The organism is Roseimicrobium sp. ORNL1, assembly GCF_011044495.1.
In the GTDB taxonomy this organism is placed as follows: Bacteria; Verrucomicrobiota; Verrucomicrobiia; order Verrucomicrobiales; family Verrucomicrobiaceae; genus Roseimicrobium.
Window position 1 is genome coordinate 4,714,314 of sequence record NZ_CP049143.1, and the last position, 20,921, is coordinate 4,735,234.

Below are 20,921 nucleotides of genomic sequence, written 5' to 3' on the forward strand. Positions count from 1 at the left end.
TAAAAGCACTTCTCCCTCATGCCCACCCCCATCCATCCCCAAACCCGCATCGGCCACGTCCACCTGAAGGTAGCCGACCTTGAGCGGGCCATCGCGTTCTACCATGGGGTGCTGGGATTCGAAATCACCCAGCGCTATGGCAAACAAGCCGCCTTTCTCTCGGCGGGTGGCTATCACCATCACATCGGGTTGAACACGTGGGAATCCCTCGGCGGTTCACCTCCGCCTCCCGGCACGACCGGGTTGTATCATACCGCCATCCTGTATCCGGATCGCGCCGCCCTGGCAGATGCCCTGCGCCGCGTGCTGGAAGCGAAGATTCCCCTCGATGGCGCGTCCGACCACGGCGTGAGCGAAGCCATCTACCTCCGCGACCCCGATGAAAACGGCGTGGAACTCTACCGCGACCGCCCCGAGCCCGAGTGGCCACGCAAAAGCGATGGCACACTCGACATGTATTCGCGCCCGCTGGACCTGCACGCTCTGCTGGCAGAGTGACCAAGGACGGGACGGAGGTTAGGCATCTTGCCTGACAGTGGTCGTTAGGCTTCCAGCCTGACCATGCACTTTCTTGCCTCTCATGTGCTTCCACGCGCGGCTGGACACAACCCTCTCTAAGAGACGGTGCTGTGTCATCGTTCCGTACACTCCTGTCCCTCCCCTTTCTCATGCCGTACCCTCGCCTCGTATCCGCTGCGTTTGGATTCTTCCTGTGTCTGGCCTCACCACTCGTCGCGGCTGATGTGCTTCTCACCAATGGCGACTTCGAGACGGACTCCAACGCCGATGCATGGCCGGATCACTGGGATCGCGCGAAGGAAGGCATCACCTGGGAGAAGGAGGAAAGCGGCAATCACTTCCTGCGCCTCACCTCACCAAAGCCAGGCGCGATGATTGTGACCTACCGGCCCATCCCCACTCCGAAAGATGCCACCGCCGTGGAACTGACGTGGAAACAGCGCGTGACCGGACTGGTGAAGGGCAGTTCGCCATGGTTCGACGCGCGCATCATGATCGAGTGCAAGGATGCTGACGGCAAGAAACTCACACCGACACCGCCGCCCGCGTACACGGGAAAGAACACCGATGGCTGGGTGGAGCGCACAACCTCCTTCCTGCTCCCGGAAAGCACACACACCGTCGAACTCATGCCTGCCCTGTTTCAGGTGAAACAAGGCACATTTGATCTGGATGACATCATCCTGAAGCCCACCGACCCCGCGCCACTGCTCGCCGCGAAAGCGGCAGCCGAGGAAAAGAAGGCCAAGGTCATCGCAGAACGCCGCGCCAAGGCTGCGAAACTTCTCGAAACCGAAGGCAGCCTGATAACAAACGGCAACTTTGAAAAGGCGGACAAATCAGGCAGCGCGCCCGCTGTGTGGGGGAAGCTGAAGAATGGACTCAGTTGGGAGACCAACGAGGACGGCACGCGATTCCTCCGCCTCACCAGCACGAAGCCCGGCGAAACGGTCATGCTCTTCCGCACGGTGGATATTCCCGAGGGCGTGAAGGCGCTCGAGTTCATCTGGAGGCAGCGCATCGCCGGACTGAAGCCGGGCAAGGAACCGTGGTTCGACGCGCGGTTCATGATGGACTTCAAGGACGGCACCGGGAAGAAGATGAAGGGCGCGCCCGCTCCGTACTCGCGCAATGATACGAAAGGCGCATGGGTATCACGCACCGCGAAGTTCCTCGTGCCTGACGGCGCGCTCTCGCTGGATATCATGCCCGTACTCTTCCAAGTGAAGCAGGGCACGCTCGACCTCGATGATCTCGTGCTGAAGCCCACCGAGCCCGAGCCTCTCCTCGCAGCCGCTGCCAAGGCCGCGGAGGAGGCACGCCTTGCACAAGTAGATTCCGAAGAAACCAAGAAGGACAAGTGGCCCCAGGAGCTTCACGTGAGTGGCAACCAAGTGCTCAACAAGGATGGCAAACCTGTCTGGCTGCAGGGTCTCAACGTCGTGAGCCTCGAATTCCTCGTGAAAGGCGACCACGTCCTGAAATCCACCCTTGTGGCCCTCGATGACTGGAAGGCCAACATCATCCGCCTGCCCGTGAAGGAAGATTACTGGTTCGGCGAAGCGGGCGGCCAGAAGGATGGCGGCAAGGAATATCGTGAACTGGTGGATCAAGTGATCACCCTCGCAGCGAATCGCGGCGCGTACGTGCTGCTGGATCTGCATCGCTTCCGCGCACCGGCGCAACAGCATGCTGTCTTCTGGAAGGATGCCGCGACACGCTACAAGGACCACCCTGCCGTGCTCTTCGATCTCTTCAATGAACCTCACGGCACCACCTGGGAAGTGTGGAAGGACGGCGGCTTCGTCGCAGAGAAGAAGAAACCTGCTGATGAAGACTCGTTCCTCTCCCCTGAGGAAAAGGCGAAGTCAGCACAGGGGTTCCAGGCCATCGGCATGCAGGCCCTCGTGAATGCCGTGCGCGAGACCGGAGCGAAGAATATTGTCGTCGTCGGTGGCCTGGACTGGTCCTATGATCTCTCCGGCATCGCGAACGGCTTCACCATCGATGAGCGCGGCGGCAATGGCCTCATCTACGCCACTCACATCTATCCGTGGAAGCGCGGCTGGCAGGAGAAGGTGCTCGTCATCGCAGATAAGTATCCCATCCTCGTGGGTGAAGTGGGCGCGGATATCAATAAGATGGATTTCCTCCCGGACAGTGCGCACGAAGACCCCTACACCTGGGTGCCTGACATGCTTGGTTTCATCCAGAAGCATCGCCTGCACTGGACAGCTTTCTCCTTCCATCCCTCAGCTTCACCCGTGATGATCACCGGTTGGGACTACACGCCTACACCCTACTGGGGAGCCTTTGTGAAACGTGCGCTGGCAGGGGAACAGTTCGAGATGAAGAAGATGCGGTGAGGCATTCCCGGAAGAGCCTCAGATCACTTGTCTTGCACATCGCACGGCGCCTTGGGACAGTGCCATTTCAGAGTCCTTTAATCTGAACGTGGCATGGCATTTGCCTGTCACATTTGCACCGCGCTTTACATCCTTGGTGCTGTCTACCGGCTTGAAGGATGGCAGGCAACCCGTTGCCCTGAAAACCACCCGGTCTTTCCACATGCTTCGCCGTCACTTCCCCCTCGCCGCTGCATTGTTCTGCGGCCTTGCCCTCACCACCGTCGCCACCACTTCCGCTTCTGCAAAGGAGAACCTGCCGCAAAGCGTCACCTTCAAAGGAAAGGACACCTTCAATGCGATTGTCGCGAAGGCCGTGAAGGAAAACTGGCGTGCACTGCCCATGGGTGAGCGCGTGGCGAAGTTCGGCATGGCGATGCGCGGCATCCCCTATGTGGGCTACACGCTGGAGATCGACAATCACGTGGAGTCTGCCTCCGCGAATTTTAACGGCCTCGACTGCTGGACGTTCTTCGAGATTTCGCTGGGCCTCGCTCGCATGATCGAAGTGCCGAAGGAAACCTACACGCCCAGCGATCTGCTCGCGGAGATCGAGTGGACCCGCTATCGCGGCGGCGTTTGCAGCGGGCACTACCTGGACCGCATCCACTACCTCGCCGAATGGTGGTATGACAACGAAGCACGCGGCAATGTGGCCCGCGTCACGCGCGATGTAGGTCCCACCGTTTCCCTCACGGGTCGCAAATGCCAGGAGATGACGGTGCTCTGGAAGGGGTATCGCTACCTGAAGAACAATCCCTCCTATCTTCCCGAGATGGGCAAAATCGAGCAGCGCGAAAGCTCCCTGCCCTTCCGCTACATTCCGAAGGACCAGGTGAAAGCCATCGAGAAGAACATCCAGAGCGGCGACATCATCGGCATCGTGACGAAAGAAACCGGCGGCCACTGCTCACACGTGGGCCTCGCCTACCGCACCTCAGACGGTGTGCTGCACTTCCTGCACGCGTCCAAGAACTACAAGAAGGTCACGCTGGATAAATCCCTCTCCGGCTACCTGAACGACTTCCGCAGCCACGCCGGCATCATCGTCGCCCGTCCCCTGCCCCGCTCCAACACCGTGCGGGACCGCGCGCCCTACCTCGCCGCATTCAAGGACATCACGGGATACACTCAATACGACCTCCGCGGCGAAGCCGGGGGTAGATAGTGGAAAAACTCGGGAGGTGATTCCATGCGGAAGCCGCGAATTCCCACAAATGCAAAATGAGAAATGAAAGGTGAAAAATGCAAACTGGAGTGATTCTCTCTCCATTTTGCGCTTTTCATTTTTCACTTCTCACTTTGCATGGTCATTCTCAAGCCGCCTTGTCAGTACCAACGAGCGCCGCGACCTTCTTCGTATCTCCTGTGAAGTCCAGCGTTCCGCAGTCCATGCAGATTCTGGATTTCAGAGATACATCGCTGCTGAGCGCGCTCAGGAGTTTGGTGTTGTCCGGCACAAAATAGATGCTCCCGGTGGATTGAATCGCTCCGGGCTGGAAATTGCTGCTGCCGCAGCGCAGGCACTTGTCGTCCATAGATTCAGAGGTTGTAAGAGGTGAACAATAGATTGCCGTTGTGGCTGTTTCCTTCACGGTACGCAAACGTGCGCACGAGAAAATTTCTCCTGCCCATGCACGAATGGGAAGTAAATTCGTCCTCAAATCAAATCAGCAATGTCAGGCACAGTTCACATGCCCGGCCAGTACAGCACATTGAACTTGTGCCCGTCGGGATCAGCAAAACCAAAGTTATAGCCCTCGCCACACTTCCCCGGACCAAAGAAGGTCGTCCCACCCGCTTGCTTCACCTCCTCGGCACACTGGTCCACCTCTTCCTTGCTGGTGGCCGAAAGGCTGAATATCACTTCGCTGCCGGGCTTGGAACCGGCAGCCATGCCATTCAGCTCGACATCGAAACGCTCCTTCAAGAAAAAGTGGAGGACAAAATCATTGTCACCCACGCAGAAGCTGGTGAGCTCCGCGGACTCACCATTGGGCTTGAATCCCAGTTCCGTGTAGAACTGCGTGGTCCGTTGCAGATTCGCCACCGACAAGTTCGCCCAGATGCTTTTCGGTTTCATATGTGTTGGATTGGAGGCTCGGTTTGATCAGGACCAGAGATGGCATGCTTCTCAAGCTCGGAATCCGCCGAGAATGCAAATTGGCGGAGCTGCCCTCCCATTTTGCACTTTTCATTTTTCACTTCTCATTTTGCATTTCAGCTCGTGCGCTCACCCACGTGCCGCACTCAGCAACGCCTGCACTTCCTCCTCCGTCGTTTTCCAGGAGCACATGAATCGCGCACCGCCGCCGATAAAGCTGTAGTACTTCCATCCGACTGCCTTCAAGCGCTTGTCCACTTCCGGTGAGAGCTTCGCAAACACTGCATTCGCCTCCACGGCATGCAGGATCTCCGCGCCTTCGATTTCCCCCAGCCCTCTCGCAAGCGCCTGGGCGTGGGCGTTCGCCTGTGAGGCGTAGCGAAGCCACGCGCCATCCTGCAGCAAACGACGCCACTGCGCGGAGATGAAGCGCATCTTGCTCGCGAGTTGTCCCGCCTGTTTGCAACGCCAGGCAAACTCCCGACTCAGCTCCTTGTCGAAGAACACCACCGCCTCCGTCATGGCCATGCCATTCTTCGTCCCGCCGAAACACAACACATCCACCCCGGAGCGCCACGTCGCCTCCGCCGGTGAGCATCCCAGCGTGGCCATCGCATTGGAAAATCGCGCGCCATCCATGTGAATGGACACCTTGTGGCTGCGGCACACGCCCCACAGCTCCTTCAGCTCCGCCGGGCGATACACCGTACCGAACTCCGTGCTCTGGCTCACGCTCAGCGCGCGCGGCTTCGGGAAGTGCAGATCATTTCGGCTGCGAATGAGCCGCGACACATCCGCCGGGTCACACTTGGCGTGCTCACCCTTGGCCAGCAGAAGCTTCGAGCCATTGGAAAAGAACTCCGGCGCCCCGCATTCATCTGTCTCCACGTGAGACACCGTGTGGGCGATCACGCTGTGGTAGCTGTGGCACAGCGAGGCGAGCGCGAGGGAATTCGCCGCCGTGCCGGTGAAGACAAAGTACACATCACAATCCGTCTCGAAGACTTCGCGGAAGGAATCGCACGCCTCGCGGGTGTAGTGATCATCCCCATAGCTGGGCTGGTGGCCGAGATTCGCCTCCTGCAGCGCCTCCCACGCTTCGGGACAAATTCCTGCGGTGTTGTCACTGGCAAACTGGCAACCTGGAGCCATCATAGTCGGATGATGGGAAGGGAAGGCCGTTTGAAAAGCCAAATCATGGCCTCTTTGTGGGGCGCGGTCGTCGGAGATGCCCTGGGCGTACCCGTGGAATTCCGTGGCAGGGCGGAACTCACCGCCGCGCCCGTGACCGGCATGCAGGGATTTGGCACGCATGACCAGCCTCCCGGCACCTGGTCGGATGACACCTCACTCTCCCTCTGCACGGTGGAGTCCCTGCTGCACTGCAATGAAGTGGACACCCGCGACATGGCGGAGCGCTTCCACCGCTGGCTCGTGGAGGCGCACTGGACGGCGCGCGGGCAGGTCTTTGATATAGGCATCGCCACGCGGCAGGCGCTCGCGAGATTCTCAGAAGGTCGCAAACCCGAGCTCTGCGGTGGCCGGCAGGAATATGACAATGGGAACGGCTCGCTCATGCGCATGCTTCCCGTATCCCTCTGGGTCCGTGATGCTGGCATCGAACAGGGGCTACCCTTCGTGCACCGAGTCTCCCGCATCACCCATGGCCATCCGCGCACGCAGATGGTATGCGGCTTCTACAGCCTGCTGGTATGGGCACTCCTGGACGGCGCGAACCCGCTGGAAGCTCTTACTGAGGCGTGGCGACAGGCGGAAGAGGAATACAAATTCCACGAGGACTTTGAGATGAACTGGCCGCATCTGCATCGCCTCTCTCCCAAAGTGCTGCCCATGCTGGGCGTGCAGGAGATTCGCAGTGGCGGCTACAGCATCCATACCTTGGAGGCCTCAGCATGGTGCCTGCTGCGCGGGAAGGACTTCTCCAGCACGGTGCTCTCCGCGGTGAATCTGGGCGATGACACCGACACCACCGCGTGCGTGACCGGTGGTCTCGCGGGATTATGCTACGATTTGGAGCAAGTACCTGAGATCTGGATCAAGGCACTCGCACGCCGGGAGGATTTGGACACACTATTTTCCAAATTCATAAAACGCCTGACAGAAGCGCCACAGGAAGATTCCTAATAATGGATCTCACGAATTGATTTGCGCTATGTGTCAGACTGGACACACTTGAAGCCGCATTCATGCGTCTGTGCTTATATGCGCTGCCCGAAGTGTGGTACTCCTGAAGATAAGGTCATCGACTCCCGTGAGGCGAAGGATGGCGCGTCCATCCGTCGCCGTCGTGAATGCCTCACGTGCGGTCATCGTTTCACCACCTATGAACAGGTGGAATATGAAGACCTCACCGTGGTGAAGCGCGACCAGAAACGCGAGCCCTGGAGCCGCGAGAAACTCATCGAGAGCATGAAGAAGGCCTGCGGCAAGCGGCCAGTCAGCGTGGATACCCTGGAGCAGGCCGCGGATGCCATCCTCACGGAAATCGAAGGCGCCGGCCAGCGTGAGGTACCCTCCCGCACCATCGGCGCGAAGGTGATGCAGCACCTGGAGAAGATCGACCACGTCGCTTATGTGCGCTACGCGAGCATCTATCGTGAGTTCCAGGATGTGACGGACTTCATCAGCGAAGTGAACTCACTGGAGACGCGAGTCCCGCGCGACGCCGCGAAGCAGCCCGAGCTATTCAAGAAGCTGAGCTAAAGGGCGTCAGCGGATCCAGTCGCCGTCGTCTTGTGCTTCGAATGCATGGATGCACGCCGGGTGTACTCTGCCCTGCACGTCGAATCTCACGCCCTCTTCTTCCAGCATGCGGCGTTTGCGCGCGAGTTCATCGCCATCGCGATGACCATTGAAGCCACCGAGCGTCAGCGCGGCGCTCACCACCCGGTGGCAGGGCACACGCGGAGCGAAGGGATTTCTCCTCAGCGCCTGTCCCACCGCCTGATTGGAGCCGCAATTCAGGGCCTTCGCCACCAAAGCATACGTACTCACCTTTCCCTCCGGAATGGTGGAGATGAGATCGTACACGCGGGTTTCGAACTCGGTCGGCGGACGCTCTGACATGGTAAGGAAATCAAGAACGCACAAAGCTAACACATCTCCATTTCGCATACCATCCTCCACAGTGACGCCCTATGCCCAAGGAGGGGGAACGCCTCGTTCCCCAACCCCTGATGCGCCATCCACACCGCCTATCGCAGGCATCGTCCGATGCCCTGCAGTCCACCCAGCACATATGCATCCCATCGCATATTTCCTTGTCCTGATTTCGCAAGTGGCGACGTAGTTGTCTGGATCCATGTCCCTCTCCCAGTCGCCGTCCACTCCCGATACCGCCGCCTATGCCAGCAGCGCGGCCATCACCAACCGCATCCTCTGGGAAAATGTGGTGCTCGCCGCCCTGCTCATGCTGGCCACGTTGCCGGGGCGCACGCAGGGGCTGGGACTCATCACGGAACCGCTGCTGGCGGATTTGAAGATCGACCGCATCGCCTACGCAAATATCAATCTCTGGGCCACGCTCATCGGCGCAGCAGCCTGCCTGCCCATGGGCTGGGTGCTGGATCGCTTCGGATTGCGGTGGTCATCCGGCGTGCTGGTGCTCGCGCTCGCCCTGGTGGTGTGGCAGATGAGCGGACACACGGGCGGAGTGATGATGCTGTTCCTGTGGGTACTGTTGTCGCGTGCCGTGGGTCAGAGCGCGCTCTCCGTGGCGAGCATCACCGCCGCCGGGAAAGGCACCGGGAAGAACATGGGACTGGCCATGGGAGTATTCTCCGTGCTCATGATCGTCTTTTTCTGCGTGGCATTCCCCGCGGTGGGTTCGGTGGTGGTGAATCAAGGATGGCGCAGCGCCTGGCAATACATCGCACTCGGACTGGCGCTGGGCATTGCGCCGCTGGTGTTGCTGTTCCTGCGTGAACCCAAGGCCTCAGCCCACAAGGCCGCAGCCACATCCGGTGAGTCCCTCACCGGCTACACGCTTCCTGAAGCGCTGCGTTCTCGTGCCTTCTGGGTCTTCGGGGGCACCACGTCGATCTTTAATCTCGCCATCTCCGGACTGGGTCTCTTCAATGAAGCGGTGCTGGCCGAGGTGGGATTCACGGCGGAGGACTACCACCAGTTCCTCGTCGTCATGACCATCTTCACCCTGGTGGGACAGGGGCTGTGCGCCTGGCTTACGCTGCGTCGTCCCATGCCAGTCTTGCTGGGCTGCGCCATGTTCATCTATGCCGTGGCATTGGGGGCGCTGCCGCACATCCAGACACACACGCATCTTTGGATTCTCGGAGGCATGCTTGGCATCACCACCGGGTTCATCACGGTGATCTTTTTCGCCGTATGGGGGCAGGCATACGGACGCGCACATCTTGGCCGCATCCAGGGCGCAGCGCAGATGCTCACCGTGCTGGCTTCGGCGGTTGGCCCGGAGCTTTTTGAGCGCACCCGTCATTCTCTGGGCACCTATGCACCGGTGCTGCATGTTATTGCAGTTCCCGTGGTGCTGCTTGGCATCGTGGCATGGCGCACAAAGCTGCCTTCACCGCCCTCAGCCACAGTGACGCCTGATAGCGTGGATGAGGGAACCCTTTCCAAAGCTGTTTAGCAAGCTATTCAGACCGTTTCCTCATTTGCTCCCACGACCTATCCTGCCTCCACATTCGTCCTCCTTCTCGTATACGTCCATTCCCGAGCTCCCATGAAACACCGCGCTCCCCTTCCCTCATTCCTGCTGCTCCTGAGTTGCATCACGACCGTGCTCTGCTCTGCGCCTCATGCGCAGTCCCAAGCGCCCGCGGAACTGCAACTCCCCGGAGCGGATGGCAAGGAGCACGCGCCGCTGGTCGTTCCCGCGGAGAAGAAGGCTGCCGTGCTCTGCTTCGTCTCACCCTACTGCCCCACTTCCAACACCTTTGTGCCGGAGTTGAACCGCATCGTGGCGGACTACGGTGAAAAGTTCGCCTTCTACTTCGTGCACGCGGATCCGGACGTGAAACTCACCGATGTGCTGCAGCACACCGAGATGAACGAAATCAAGGCCACCGTGATTCTCGATAAGGAACAGAAGCTGGCCAAGCTCACCCAGGCAAAGGTCACCCCCGAAGTCGCCGTCCTCGCTCCGGATGGCAAGACCACGCTCTACCAGGGCCGCGTTAATGACCTCTACCTCGGCCCCACCAAACGCCAACGTCAGGCCACCACCAAGGACCTGCGCGATGCGCTCGATGCCATCCAGGAAGGCAAACCGGTGACGAATGCAAAGACCGAAGCCATGGGATGCAAGATCAGCGGGATGAAGTGAGTCGCGGTCTGTCGAATGAACACCGGGTCGCCCACGTTTGTCATGTCATCGCAGTCATGGATGAATCCTCTTCACCCCCGCCCCACCCCTCCCCAAATCATCTGGAGGAGGACATCGCCATTCACATCTTCTCCGTTTCCGCGGCCATGGTGGGGGTGTGCATCACCGTCATCAGCATCGTGCGGGTGGTGATCCGTGCCGAGGGGGTGAATACCCTCGCCGACGACCTGCTCGCGCTGGATGCGCTCGTCTTTCTCAGCTCTTGCCTCCTCTCCTACTGGGCGCTCCGTACCCGCAAGAAGAACCGCATGTTCCGTGTGGAGCGCGCCGCGGACATCATCTTCCTCACCGGCCTTTCCGTGATGGCGATCGTCTGCGTGCTGATTGTGTGGGCGGTGATTTGATAGACATCGCACCGGCCAAGGAGTGGGGCCATTCCTGGCCCCATTGAAAACGTTGCGGCCCGTTCATGTTACGAATCGCCCTTCGGATACAAACGGAGGCAATGACGCAGCCTCCCAAGGCATCGGTGTGTGGCATACCCAAAATGGGAGCAAGAATGCTCCCACTCCTTGGTCCCGCCGCCACGCATCATCTCCTCAATCACTCCGCCCGAGACTTCACACGCTCCTTCTCCGCAGCCACCGCCTTGTGCGCGGTCTCCTGCAGGAACTTCACGTACTCCGCATCCAGCCCTTTTGGTACATAGCTGTTCCCCACCACGCTCTCGCCGTAGAGCACTTCATAGAACACACAGGCGCCCAGGTATTCACCGACTGCGTTTGCGTGGTGACCGTCCATGCCGAGCGTGGTCTTGCCATCCTTCTTCTTCCAGCTCCAGCCGACGTGAAGTGAATGCGTCTGGTCTGGCAGTTCAGGACTCTTTGCCTTCTTCGGATCAAACTTCGCATCGGCTCCCGCGAAACCCCACTTCGGATCCGTGTCTGCGAGGTAGAGAGCATCGCCACTGGGGATGATGGCCACGCCAAGTTCCTTCGCGATAGTGTGATAGGCGTTCCTCAGCATCTCATACATCTCCTGCTGGGTCTTGGGTTCGCCCTCCTTGGGCTCCTTCACGGAGAAGCGCGGGTCATCTTTGCGATACGCCCAGGTTTCATGCACCATCAGGGTCGCCTGAGGTGCGTGCTTCTTCACATAGTCACGCAGCTGATTGGCATACGGCTGGTACGTGGAGAGGTCGTGGCTCTTGATGCTCGCCTGCTGGATGGTCACGACATCCCACTTGTTGGAAGCAAGCGCCTCGGGGAGTCCCTGCTTGAAGGTGTAGAGCCCCTTCGCGTCCTTCGGGCTCTTCTCGTGCAGCATCGCCTTGTCCCAGTGCACCTGCATGGAAGCACCCCCGATGACCAGGGAACGGTGGATCAAGGTGTGACCGCCGGCCTTTACGATGTCGCCCAGGCACTTCGTGGCATTGGCAGAAAAGCTGTTGCCGATGGTCAGCAGCTTCACCGTCTTGCCGGAGCCCGTCCCCGAAACTTTGGAGGCAGGGTCTGCTCCCGGAACAGTGGTCGCTTGGGAAAAGGCGGACTGCGGCAGCAAGCAGGCCAGGGCCAGCACGGCAAAGCAGGAGGAAAACAGGCGTCGATTCATGAGTTGGAAATAAGGAGAGTGTTAAACGCCGCTGCGTCGCGCGCATTTCGGCAAATTAAAACTCCCGCTAGGCAGGCATCTTCTGGCACGACATGCACACGCCTACGCACGCTTCAGTCCACTCAACTCGCGAGTCTCCATCTTCCGGAAACCCTTGATGCGTAGCGCGCCGTCGTTCAGCACCTCCATCAGGCCGTAGCTGTTGTTTTCGTCGCCACTGCCTTCAATCAGGGCGGCAAGGGTGACGTAGTGGATGCCATTCATCTGCTGGTAGGCATTCTTGTGCGAGTGCCCCTGCAACACGGCACTCACACGGCCGGAAGCTTCCAGCACGGTACGCACCTCGGCAGCATTCTTCACGCTGTGCTTGTCCGCATCATCCAGGCGCTGGTGCGCGAAGACCACCACAGGGTGCGCGGTCGCTTTCAAGTCTTCGCGCAACCACGCGAGTTCGGCAGCGGGAATGCTCGCATCTGTCCAGTCCGCATTCGAACGCCCATACGGCTCGCCATCGGAACGATAGCAGGCATCGAGGATCACGAAGTGCACCCCACCATGATCAAAGGAATAATGGGACACTTTGGAGGCTCCAGTATGGGCAGTGAACTCCTCCTTCGTCAGCGTGGCCACGCAGTGATTCCCCAGGACGTAGTGGCGTGGTGAAGTGACCTTCGCGAACACCTTCTCAATCTCGTCCAGCCACGCAATCTCCTGCTCCACAGTTGTCGCCTGATCAATCAGGTCCCCCAACTCCACAATGAAGTCGGGCTTGTCTTCGTTGAACCGCTGCACGGCCTCTTCCAGCTTCTTGGGCGTCTCACGGTAGAACCTCGTCTTCGTGGGCTCCTTGTCCGCATAGTGAAGGTCTGTGACAATACCCACCCTCGCAGCCACCTTGACCCCAGTGTCACCTGATGCGTCCTTTCCGGCGACCACTCCCGTCAATCCAGCCAGACAGAGTGCTCCATGCTGGAGAAAAGCGCGGCGAGTAGGGACAGTCAGAAGGGATTCGTGTGCAGGCATCCCTCAAGTAACGAACGTCACCTGAAGATATTGCCGCGGCCTGCCGTCTGGAGGCACCAATCCTCCGATGTGCTCACCCTCAAAGCCCTGCGTGGTCTCCCGCAATCGCGGCAAGAGGCACGAGGCTGTGAGTCCTGGTCACGTCCAGAATGAGCCGGGCCACCTCACGCGGCGCATCCCAGTGGGGATAGTGGCCGCATTTGTCAAAGAAGTGCAGGCGGGCGTCCGGGAAATACAGATGGGCGAGTTCCGCCTGGTTGGTGGGACACAGGCGATCCTGACGTCCCCATGCCAGGACCAGCGCGTGCTTGATGCCACGGGGCGGCACGCCGTGCTGGATGTCATCTCGTGAAAGGTGTCGCAGGGCCTCGTTGAAGGAGGTGGCAGCCACCATGCTCTCCGCTTCATCAAGCGCCATCCGGGCAGGCAACCGCATGGGACGCGCGGACACATGCCTGAAAAGAAGAAAGCGCGTGAGGGCCCTGGAGGTCAGGAACGGCATCACTTTGCGAAGGGCACGCATGACACCCATGGTCATGCCCATCATGTGCTGATACACCATACGTTGCCGGTCCCTGCCAAATCCCGCCGGCGCCAGTGCCACCACGGCACCCACCAGTCCTTCACCGCGTCTTGCGAGTTCCAACGCGACATTCGCGCCGATGGAACTGCCCACCACATCCACGCCTTCAAGGTCCTGCGCTTCAATGAACGCCGCCACGGCATTCGCCAGCGTGGAAATCGTGACTTCATCATGCACTGCCGGAGACTTCCCAAAGCCGGGAAGATCGATCGCAATCACCTCACGTTCCGCAGACAGCAACTTCAGAACCGGAGCCCAGGATCTCCAACTGCCACCCATCCCGTGGATGAGCAGCAAAGGTCTGCCCCTGCCTCTTCGGATATGATTGATGCGCATGAAGGCGATGGTGTAGTCGGACGGATGAAATGATGATGCGGTTGCACTCATATATTCGCTTCTCGACGCAATCCGGAGTCAAAAAAACACCAGTGCCAAGGCAAAAATCCTGATGCTCCGCGTAGGCTGTGCACACCTATTTCACTCTGAGGACTTCACGCGATGCTTACATGGCATTTATTATTCAAGCTTCAGCGAGATGGACACACACTTATTAATAACATTGCCTGCACATCACCCTTTTGCTTCAGCGCATCACGCCTGGTGCAGCACGCGTTGCATCACTGCCTGAAGGTGTGCGCCATTCACCGGCTTCACCACATGCTCGCTGAAGCCGGCCTCAAAACTCCGGCGTATATCTTCGTCCATGCCATAGCCGCTCATGGCGATACCTTTCATCGGACCTTTCTCGCGAAGACGTTTCATCACTTCGTAGCCGGATCCATCCGGCAGTCCAAGATCGCTCACCAGAAGATCATAGCGATGCGCCGTGGCAAGCCGGATCGCGGCGGCCACGCTGTCAGCAGGATCCACCTCATAGCCCGCACGGCGCAGCAGCATGGCCAGCACCCGCGCCGTGTCGGCATGATCCTCCACCAGCAGCACCCGGATCTCCCCGTTGCCACTCTCCGCTTGGGGGGATGACGAGGAGAGTCCCTCGGACGGCTCTTCGTGATGCGCCGGCAGCTCAAGCGTGAAGATGCTTCCCCTGCCGTTTCCTTCACTCGCCACGGAGATGACACCGCCATGCAGCGCCGTGAGAGCTTTGGAAATGGAGAGCCCCAGACCCAGCCCGCCGAACTTCCGCGTGATCTGGCTGTCCCCCTGCTCAAACGCTTCAAAAATGTTTGGCAAAACTTCGGGAGAAATGCCGATGCCGCTGTCCGTGATCTGCACCACCACGCGCTCTGGCGAACTCCGTCGCGTGGCCACCATGATCTCTCCTCCGTCAGGTGTGAACTTCGCGGCGTTCCTGAGAATGTTCCAGAGGATCTGCTGGAGACGCGCCGGGTCCGCCATCACGCGGCCCGCATCCGGGTCAAAGTCCATGTGAAGTTGCACCTCCTTCTCCTGCATCTGCGGACGACAGATGGAGCACACGTGACGAACGATGGTATTCAACTCCAGCGCCTCCATGCGGAGGGCGAGCTTCCCACTGGTGATGCGGCTGAGATCCAGCAGGTCGTCGATGAGCTTGGTCTCCAGCTCCACGTTTCTGCGAATCATGGCCATGTCCTCACGCAAGGCCGGTGAGATGTCCGGATCCAGCTCGCGTGCTGCCGCGGTCATGAGCACCGGCGTCAGTGGCGTGCGCAGTTCGTGGCTCAGCACGGCGAGGAATTTGTCCTTGGCCGCATTCGCCGCCTCCGCTGTTTCTTTGGCCGCCTTCAGCACCGTCTCGGCCTCCATGCGCGCGGTGATGTCGTTGAAGACAGGCACGAAAAACGGACTCCCATCTCCCCCGACGCGCGAGACAAAAACATCCAGCCAGCGGCCGATCGGTTCCACGTAGTATTGATAGCGGAGTGGCTCGCCCGTGGCCAACACCTGCGCATACCGGGCGATGCGCTCCTCCGGCGCCAGCATGAGTTCCCGTGCCGTCTTCCCCACGACCGTCTCCGGTGTGAGTCCGGTGTTTTTCGCGAAGGCCGGGTTCACCTCCAGAATGCGGTAGTCAAACGCCTTGCCGTGCTCATCATACAGCATCTCGCAGAGGCCCACGCCTTCATCGATGGAGGTGAAAAGATTTCGATAGCGTTCCTCACTATCACGCAGCGCTTTTTCAGTGAGGAAACGCTGGGTCACATCGGCAAAGATGGCCGCCACTTTCCGTGCCTCAGGCGGCCCCATGCGAAAGGCGCTCACTTCAAACCACCGGTTCATGCCAGCGCCCACATGGGTGAATTTCCGCGGCTCACCTGTCTCCGCGACATGGCCGTAAATCTCAAACCAGTGCTCCTCGTGGCACGGCACCATTTCCCGGATGGTTTTCCCCACCACATCCTTCAGGCCGGTGTGCCGTTCGAAGGCCTCATTCACCTCCGTGAAGCGGTAGTCCACCGGTCGCCCTGCCTCATCATAGATCATCTCGAAGACGCAGAAGCCGTCATCGAGCGTGGTGAAAAGCGTGCGGTAGCGCTCCTCACTGTCACGCAGGGTCGCTTCTGCCTTCTTCCGCGCCGTGATGTCCTGCAGATAAAAAGCGACAGACTCCGGCGCGGGATGCACGCGCACTTCCAGCCATCTATCCAGAGGTTCGTAATAATCTTCCAGGTGATCCGGCTGCTGCAGCTCCATCGCCGTGTGGAAGCGACGAATCGCCTCCGGGTCGATGTCGGGAAATCTCTCCCAGATGACGTGCCCCACCAGATCCTCCACATTGGAATACAAAGGGAACACCAGCTTCAAGTAGGCGGGGTTCACATACGTGATGCGCCAGTCCCGGTCCATGGCGATGAAGGCATCGCTCATGAGGTTGAGAATCTCCTCCATGCGCCCGCTCACCATCCTGCCGCTTCCGGCATTTCCGCCCACAAGTTCCGGTGCAACTGGAGGTGAAGTGTTCATGAACACGCGAACGGCGTTGCTAAACCGACCGCGCCGAAAGGCGACACGAGTATCATGTAGCACCCTTTTCAACGCACGTCACCCCCCATTCCGCCGTACGGTCCGCATCTTTTTTCCGCTGGAAATCAACGGAAAACAGAGCACATTGCCGATTCGCCCATGATCCCTCGGACGTGCGGGTCCCAAACGGCGGCCTTTCCGACTCCTTCTTATAGAAACTTTTCCGGAGTTGTTGACACTGGCTAAGGACTGAGTAGCTTCGCCGCCCTTAAAAATTTCAGAACCTTGCTATGGCTACCACCCAAGTCATCCTCAAAGAAAAGATCGCCAGCCTCGGAGCCGAGGGTGACATTGTGAAAGTGCGTACCGGCTACGCTCGCAACTTCCTCCTCCCCAAGGCCAAGGCCTACGAAGCCACCGCTGGCAACCTCCGTCACCAGGCCAACCTCCAGAAGGTCCGCGCCGAGCGCGAAGCCAAGGAAGTGGAAGAAGCCGAGAAGCTCGCCAGCAAGCTGAAGAAGCTCAAGCTGAAGCTCACCCTCGCCACCGGCCAGGGCGGCAAGGCCTTCGGTTCCATCACCACGAAGGACATCGTGGAAGCAGTGGCCGCCAGCACCGCCAAGGTCACGCTGGACCGCCACCAGATCGAGCTCGAGAAGCCCATCAAGAGCACCGGCACCTTCGAAGTTCCCGTCAAGCTTCAGGCTGGCGTGGAGTGCTTCCTGAAGATCACCGTCGCCGCTGCTGAAGCCGGCGCCGAAGCCGCTTCCGAAGAAGGCGAAGAATCTGCCGAGTAAGGCCGGTTTCAAAGCACAACTTTCAATCCCCTGCGTGAGCAATCGCGCAGGGGATTTTTATTCCCCGCGTTTCTTTTCACGCATCGTTTCACAGAGACGTCAGAACGGCATAGCAAAGGATGTCCGCTTTTTTAGCGTGAAATATTGCAGACGCCGTCGTTAGAGACACACTCATCCCTCGCCTCATGCCTCCCGAAAAAGCTCCCAACGTCACGCCATTCGATCCGAATGTGGCGCCAGCTGGAGGGCAGGGATTTCAGAAGGGACAAGGACAACAGGGCGGCTTCCAGGGCAAGCCACGCCCTGCGGTGGACATCAACGATCCTACTCGCTCCCTTCCCTGGGACTCCGATGCAGAGAAGGGCGTGCTCTCGTGCTTCCTCCACGATCCCACCAACCTGCTGAACGATGCGCAGGTGAGCATTCCCGACGAGGCCTTCTACCACCCGGCGAACCAGCTCCTGTACAAGGTGATGAAGGAGTTCAACAACGGCACGCGCCCTGTTGAATACATCGCGCTCACAAACTACCTGCGCGATGCAGGCATGCTGGAGAGGATTGGCGGCGCCGGCACGCTCTCCGAGCTGCTGAACTTCGTCCCCACGCCCGCGCACTACGGCTACTACAAGGGCATCCTGCGCGACAAGCATCTCCTGCGCCGCATCATTCACGCCTGCACCGAGAGCGTGCAGAATGCGTACGAGTTCAACGAGGATGTCCCCTCCCTGCTCGACCGCGTGGAAGAGCGCGTGATGAGCGTGCGCGATGACACCGAGAGTCGCGACACGATCAAGCCACTGAAGCATCACGTGATGGAGGCCTTTGACTCCATCGAGGAAATGCTCAAGGACCCGGGCAAGCTCCGCGGCATTCCCACGGGCTACCGCAAGCTCGATGCCCTGAGCAACGGCCTGCAGGGTGGTGAAATGTTCGTCCTGGCTGCTCGTCCCTCGATGGGCAAGACCTCACTCGTGATGAACATGGTGGAGCACGCCGCTCTCGGTTCAGAGATTCCTGTCGCGGTCTTCAGCCTTGAAATGAGCGCCGTCATGCTGGTGCGCCGTCTCATTGTAGCGCGCGCCGGTGTCTCCATGAGCCGCATCATGAATGGCATGCTCAGCCGCGAAGAGCTGCGCGCCGTGACCCGCGCCTGCTCAGACCTGCAAAAGGCCAACATCTTCATCGACGAAACCCCGGGCCTGAACATCCTGGACTTCCGCGCGAAGTGCCGCCGCCTGAAAAAGCAGCATAACATTGGCATGATTGCCATCGACTACCTCCAGTTGATGACCGCGCCGACGAAGAAGTCCGACAGCCGTCAGAACGAAATCGCCGCCATCTCCGCCGGTATCAAGGCAGTGGCCAAGGAATTGAATGTTCCGGTCGTTGTGCTCGCCCAGCTCAACCGCGCGGTGGAGTCCCGCAAAGGCCAGCGCCCCATGCTGAGTGACCTTCGTGAATCCGGCTCCATCGAGCAGGACGCGGACATGGTGGGCCTCCTCACCCGCGCCGACTACGCCGGCAGTAAGCAGGAGGAAGATTCCAAGGATCGCAAGGACGCCGAAGCGGACGATGAGGCAAACAAGGGCAAGGGCCTCCTCATCATCGCCAAGAATCGTAACGGCCCCACCGACGACGTGCCCCTGAAGTTCATCGCTGAACTCATGCGTTTCACTGAGCGCGAGTTCGACGAAAACGAAAAGGATGCCGGGGATTGATCGAGGCTTGCCCAAGCCTGTGGCTCCGCCCACGTGGCCGGTTGCAGCCCATCGCCCAGCTCCTCATTTTCCCCCGCTCGGGTGCATCCACCGCCGGCGCGTAAAGCGTTAGGCCGATTCATTTTGGAGACCTTAAGAAATCGGCCCTCGCGGCAACGCAAAATCAAGGTTTCTCACAAGTTGCTCACAAGTTATTCACAACTTATCCACAGTACTTCACAGGGGCGGAAGTCGGGTGCGAACAAGCGGCGTTTTTACGTCGTTGTTGCTAAAAAGGCCGTGTGACAAATGTGGAACGCGCCAATTTATTGCGTGGAACAAAAATTACAGGTCTAGGTTTCGCTTTAGGGACGCCGAACCGCTTGGACGGAACTCATAAAATAGCGCTCCATTCATTCAGCCCTGCAAAGTAATCGCGTTAATTCGTTCATAATAAAACGATTAACCACAATACACCGCGACCGCTATTTTCACAGATTTCACACAAAAACCCCGTATTAGTGGTTCTTGTTTCGCGCCTCCGTCGGCACGCGTCTACGCTCCATGTGACAGCATTGTCACCGGCGCTTCCTCAATGGGATGTGTGAATCACCAGGATGAGGCAGGTTCCATGCCATCATGCACATCGCGATATCGCCTCTCGAAGAAGCAAAATTCGTTTATGGAAATTCCCATTTGGGCCGAGTTATTCACATCGTTCTGGCGCACTTGTGAAAAAGCTATTCACCCCTCGCAAGCCCTCCCTAATCAGCGAGTTCTATCTGACAGAAATGCCAGAATCGGGCAAAACGCTTTCCCCGAATTGCCCCTGATTCTGGCATCCGGATCCGGTCAGCCGATTTCGAGCAAACCACCCTCGCCAATCGCGAAGTCCGGATTCCACGCCACTTCCCAATAGTGGCCATCCAGATCGCGGAAGTATCCATAGTGCCCGCCCCAGAAGGCATCCTGCGCGGGTTTTACGATGGTGCCCCCAGCCCGCTCCGCCAGCGCCAGGACTTCTGCCACCTGCGCCTTTTCGCGGACGTTGTGGGCAATCGTGATTCCCGGTGCTCCCGCCGCCGGCACAGGCGTGTCCGGCGAAATATCCTCCGCCAGCGCGTGGAAAGGGAAAAGCGCCAGTCGCACTCCACCCGTGCGGAAAAACGCCACTGGGCCGCCTTCTTCATAGGAGGTGGAGAATCCGAGACCGTCCCGGTAGAATCGAACGGCACGCGGCAGATCAGCAACACCGAGCGTGAGGAGGGAAATACGAGGTTCCATGGTGGAATGAGGATGAGAGCGGGCGCGTGGGCGCGGGCGGGCGCCATCTCATTCGGTAATTGGGGGGCACGTGCGATTCAATCAGCAGCTATCTAAATATTACTGCAACTCTTTGGGGTTTGGTGGGTTGAACCCCCAAATCGTGTCGCCTGCCACGATCAGGTCCGCCGCCAGACTCCGCATTTCGCCACCTCCACCCATGAAGAAGCCCCCGACCCAGCATACCAATACCTACTGGCTCTGCCCCGACGGGCAACATGTCAACGGTCCCTACTCCATGACCCAAATCATGGCCATGCACCAAGTCATGCCGCTGGCGCCTGAAATGCCCATGCGACTTGAGGGCACCGACTCCTGGGCCACCGTAGGAGATTGGCTGCCAACCACCGCTCCGCAGTCTCCGCGGGCACAGGCACGCGCCACCGCTTCCGCTGGCTCCCAAGGCCAGACAATCCCGTCATGGGCTCTGCTTGGGGGGCTCGGTGTCGCGGTGGTGGCCCTCCTGTATTATTACTTCGTGCTTTGATCGGTAAATCTCGTCAAAGCCCCTGTGCCTCCAGTGAGCAACTGTGATTGGGATGAACAGGGAAATGGCGCACTGCACTCCCAATCGACGCACCAGGTCGCTTTGCGTCGTGGAGTGCGGTGGCAAAGGCCTCCCTTGAGGC

General features: G+C 59.3%; 20 protein-coding genes. 11 read left to right on the top strand and 9 right to left on the bottom strand.

Annotated features, from left to right (window positions below):
• Positions 1 to 18: 18 nt before the first annotated feature.
• The 3 genes from G5S37_RS19195 to G5S37_RS19205 all read left to right on the top strand — a co-directional run bounded on the left by G5S37_RS19195 (position 19) and on the right by G5S37_RS19205 (position 4,092).
• Entirely contained in the window at positions 19 to 498 is a 480-nt protein-coding gene (locus tag G5S37_RS19195; protein WP_165206063.1) for a VOC family protein, read from the top strand.
• A gap of 170 nt (positions 499 to 668) precedes the next feature.
• Positions 669 to 2,885: a cellulase family glycosylhydrolase gene (locus tag G5S37_RS19200; protein ID WP_165206064.1), complete on the top strand. Its 2,217-nt coding sequence runs from the start codon at positions 669 to 671 to the stop codon at positions 2,883 to 2,885.
• A gap of 202 nt (positions 2,886 to 3,087) precedes the next feature.
• Positions 3,088 to 4,092, top strand: coding sequence for an N-acetylmuramoyl-L-alanine amidase-like domain-containing protein (locus tag G5S37_RS19205; protein WP_165206065.1), 1,005 nt, complete (start codon positions 3,088 to 3,090; stop codon positions 4,090 to 4,092).
• A 148-nt stretch (positions 4,093 to 4,240) separates the two neighbouring features.
• Here the strand turns inward: G5S37_RS19205 and G5S37_RS19210 are convergent, their stop codons facing one another.
• The 3 genes from G5S37_RS19210 to G5S37_RS19220 form a co-directional block, all read right to left on the bottom strand.
• On the bottom strand, positions 4,241 to 4,462 hold the full coding sequence (locus G5S37_RS19210) for a hypothetical protein (protein WP_165206066.1): 222 nt from the start codon (positions 4,460 to 4,462) through the stop codon (positions 4,241 to 4,243).
• 152 nt (positions 4,463 to 4,614) lie between these two features.
• A complete protein-coding gene (locus G5S37_RS19215) occupies positions 4,615 to 5,007 on the bottom strand; it encodes a VOC family protein (protein WP_165206067.1) in 393 nt (130 codons plus the stop codon).
• Positions 5,008 to 5,157: 150 nt separating this feature from the next.
• Positions 5,158 to 6,183: a low specificity L-threonine aldolase gene (locus G5S37_RS19220; RefSeq protein WP_165206068.1), complete on the bottom strand. Its 1,026-nt coding sequence runs from the start codon at positions 6,181 to 6,183 to the stop codon at positions 5,158 to 5,160.
• 42 nt (positions 6,184 to 6,225) lie between these two features.
• Between G5S37_RS19220 and G5S37_RS19225 the strand changes: the two genes are divergently transcribed.
• Both G5S37_RS19225 and nrdR read left to right on the top strand, forming a co-directional pair.
• A complete protein-coding gene (locus tag G5S37_RS19225; protein WP_240914677.1) occupies positions 6,226 to 7,173 on the top strand; it encodes an ADP-ribosylglycohydrolase family protein in 948 nt (315 codons plus the stop codon).
• 78 nt (positions 7,174 to 7,251) lie between these two features.
• Positions 7,252 to 7,752 carry a transcriptional regulator NrdR gene (gene nrdR / locus G5S37_RS19230; protein ID WP_165206069.1) on the top strand — a complete coding sequence of 167 codons (501 nt, stop codon included), beginning with the start codon at positions 7,252 to 7,254 and terminating at the stop codon, positions 7,750 to 7,752.
• A 6-nt stretch (positions 7,753 to 7,758) separates the two neighbouring features.
• On the opposite strand, the gene G5S37_RS19235 is transcribed toward nrdR, so the two are convergent.
• Positions 7,759 to 8,115, bottom strand: coding sequence for an MGMT family protein (locus tag G5S37_RS19235; RefSeq protein WP_165206070.1), 357 nt, complete (start codon positions 8,113 to 8,115; stop codon positions 7,759 to 7,761).
• Between the two features lie 235 nt (positions 8,116 to 8,350).
• Here G5S37_RS19235 and G5S37_RS19240 point away from each other — a divergent pair, with 235 nt between their 5' ends.
• The 3 genes from G5S37_RS19240 (at position 8,351) to G5S37_RS19250 (ending at position 10,758) form a co-directional block, all read left to right on the top strand.
• Positions 8,351 to 9,658, top strand: coding sequence for an MFS transporter (locus G5S37_RS19240; protein WP_165206071.1), 1,308 nt, complete (start codon positions 8,351 to 8,353; stop codon positions 9,656 to 9,658).
• Between the two features lie 93 nt (positions 9,659 to 9,751).
• Positions 9,752 to 10,354, top strand: a complete 603-nt coding sequence (locus G5S37_RS19245) for a thioredoxin-like domain-containing protein (RefSeq protein ID WP_165206072.1) — start codon at positions 9,752 to 9,754, stop codon at positions 10,352 to 10,354.
• Positions 10,355 to 10,410: 56 nt separating this feature from the next.
• Complete coding sequence (locus G5S37_RS19250) at positions 10,411 to 10,758, top strand: hypothetical protein (RefSeq protein ID WP_165206073.1); 348 nt, start codon at positions 10,411 to 10,413, stop codon at positions 10,756 to 10,758.
• A gap of 199 nt (positions 10,759 to 10,957) precedes the next feature.
• Here G5S37_RS19250 and G5S37_RS19255 read toward each other — a convergent pair whose 3' ends face one another.
• The 4 genes from G5S37_RS19255 to G5S37_RS19270 form a co-directional block, all read right to left on the bottom strand.
• Positions 10,958 to 11,965 carry a DUF4886 domain-containing protein gene (locus G5S37_RS19255; RefSeq protein ID WP_165206074.1) on the bottom strand — a complete coding sequence of 336 codons (1,008 nt, stop codon included), beginning with the start codon at positions 11,963 to 11,965 and terminating at the stop codon, positions 10,958 to 10,960.
• Positions 11,966 to 12,067: 102 nt separating this feature from the next.
• Positions 12,068 to 12,988 (bottom strand): metallophosphoesterase, encoded by a 921-nt coding sequence (locus tag G5S37_RS19260; RefSeq protein ID WP_165206075.1) that lies wholly within the window; start codon positions 12,986 to 12,988, stop codon positions 12,068 to 12,070.
• A gap of 79 nt (positions 12,989 to 13,067) precedes the next feature.
• A complete protein-coding gene (locus G5S37_RS19265) occupies positions 13,068 to 13,958 on the bottom strand; it encodes an alpha/beta fold hydrolase (protein ID WP_206026061.1) in 891 nt (296 codons plus the stop codon).
• Between the two features lie 204 nt (positions 13,959 to 14,162).
• On the bottom strand, positions 14,163 to 16,475 hold the full coding sequence (locus G5S37_RS19270) for a PAS domain S-box protein (protein WP_165206076.1): 2,313 nt from the start codon (positions 16,473 to 16,475) through the stop codon (positions 14,163 to 14,165).
• Between the two features lie 290 nt (positions 16,476 to 16,765).
• Between G5S37_RS19270 and rplI the strand changes: the two genes are divergently transcribed.
• Positions 16,766 to 17,272 (top strand): 50S ribosomal protein L9, encoded by a 507-nt coding sequence (gene rplI / locus G5S37_RS19275; protein WP_165206077.1) that lies wholly within the window; start codon positions 16,766 to 16,768, stop codon positions 17,270 to 17,272.
• Between the two features lie 185 nt (positions 17,273 to 17,457).
• Entirely contained in the window at positions 17,458 to 18,990 is a 1,533-nt protein-coding gene (gene dnaB, locus G5S37_RS19280; protein WP_165206078.1) for a replicative DNA helicase, read from the top strand.
• Positions 18,991 to 19,821: 831 nt separating this feature from the next.
• Here dnaB and G5S37_RS19285 read toward each other — a convergent pair.
• The gene (locus tag G5S37_RS19285) at positions 19,822 to 20,253 is read right to left on the bottom strand and encodes a VOC family protein (RefSeq protein ID WP_165206079.1); all 432 of its coding nucleotides are present in this window, start codon (positions 20,251 to 20,253) and stop codon (positions 19,822 to 19,824) included.
• Between the two features lie 199 nt (positions 20,254 to 20,452).
• Between G5S37_RS19285 and G5S37_RS19290 the strand changes: the two genes are divergently transcribed.
• A complete protein-coding gene (locus G5S37_RS19290) occupies positions 20,453 to 20,779 on the top strand; it encodes a hypothetical protein (protein WP_165206080.1) in 327 nt (108 codons plus the stop codon).
• The last annotated feature ends 142 nt before the right edge of the window (positions 20,780 to 20,921 follow it).

Excerpts from the sequence above, each read along its gene's own strand:
- G5S37_RS19195 (WP_165206063.1), top strand. The coding sequence starts at position 19 with ATGCCCACCCCCATCCATCCCCAAACCCGCATCGGCCACGTCCACCTG.
- G5S37_RS19200 (WP_165206064.1), top strand. The coding sequence starts at position 669 with ATGCCGTACCCTCGCCTCGTATCCGCTGCGTTTGGATTCTTCCTGTGT.
- G5S37_RS19205 (WP_165206065.1), top strand. The coding sequence starts at position 3,088 with ATGCTTCGCCGTCACTTCCCCCTCGCCGCTGCATTGTTCTGCGGCCTT.
- G5S37_RS19210 (WP_165206066.1), bottom strand. The coding sequence starts at position 4,462 with ATGGACGACAAGTGCCTGCGCTGCGGCAGCAGCAATTTCCAGCCCGGA.
- G5S37_RS19215 (WP_165206067.1), bottom strand. The coding sequence starts at position 5,007 with ATGAAACCGAAAAGCATCTGGGCGAACTTGTCGGTGGCGAATCTGCAA.
- G5S37_RS19220 (WP_165206068.1), bottom strand. The coding sequence starts at position 6,183 with ATGATGGCTCCAGGTTGCCAGTTTGCCAGTGACAACACCGCAGGAATT.
- G5S37_RS19225 (WP_240914677.1), top strand. The coding sequence starts at position 6,226 with ATGGCCTCTTTGTGGGGCGCGGTCGTCGGAGATGCCCTGGGCGTACCC.
- nrdR (WP_165206069.1), top strand. The coding sequence starts at position 7,252 with ATGCGCTGCCCGAAGTGTGGTACTCCTGAAGATAAGGTCATCGACTCC.
- G5S37_RS19235 (WP_165206070.1), bottom strand. The coding sequence starts at position 8,115 with ATGTCAGAGCGTCCGCCGACCGAGTTCGAAACCCGCGTGTACGATCTC.
- G5S37_RS19240 (WP_165206071.1), top strand. The coding sequence starts at position 8,351 with ATGTCCCTCTCCCAGTCGCCGTCCACTCCCGATACCGCCGCCTATGCC.
- G5S37_RS19245 (WP_165206072.1), top strand. The coding sequence starts at position 9,752 with ATGAAACACCGCGCTCCCCTTCCCTCATTCCTGCTGCTCCTGAGTTGC.
- G5S37_RS19250 (WP_165206073.1), top strand. The coding sequence starts at position 10,411 with ATGGATGAATCCTCTTCACCCCCGCCCCACCCCTCCCCAAATCATCTG.
- G5S37_RS19255 (WP_165206074.1), bottom strand. The coding sequence starts at position 11,965 with ATGAATCGACGCCTGTTTTCCTCCTGCTTTGCCGTGCTGGCCCTGGCC.
- G5S37_RS19260 (WP_165206075.1), bottom strand. The coding sequence starts at position 12,988 with ATGCCTGCACACGAATCCCTTCTGACTGTCCCTACTCGCCGCGCTTTT.
- G5S37_RS19265 (WP_206026061.1), bottom strand. The coding sequence starts at position 13,958 with ATGAGTGCAACCGCATCATCATTTCATCCGTCCGACTACACCATCGCC.
- G5S37_RS19270 (WP_165206076.1), bottom strand. The coding sequence starts at position 16,475 with ATGAACACTTCACCTCCAGTTGCACCGGAACTTGTGGGCGGAAATGCC.
- rplI (WP_165206077.1), top strand. The coding sequence starts at position 16,766 with ATGGCTACCACCCAAGTCATCCTCAAAGAAAAGATCGCCAGCCTCGGA.
- dnaB (WP_165206078.1), top strand. The coding sequence starts at position 17,458 with ATGCCTCCCGAAAAAGCTCCCAACGTCACGCCATTCGATCCGAATGTG.
- G5S37_RS19285 (WP_165206079.1), bottom strand. The coding sequence starts at position 20,253 with ATGGAACCTCGTATTTCCCTCCTCACGCTCGGTGTTGCTGATCTGCCG.
- G5S37_RS19290 (WP_165206080.1), top strand. The coding sequence starts at position 20,453 with ATGAAGAAGCCCCCGACCCAGCATACCAATACCTACTGGCTCTGCCCC.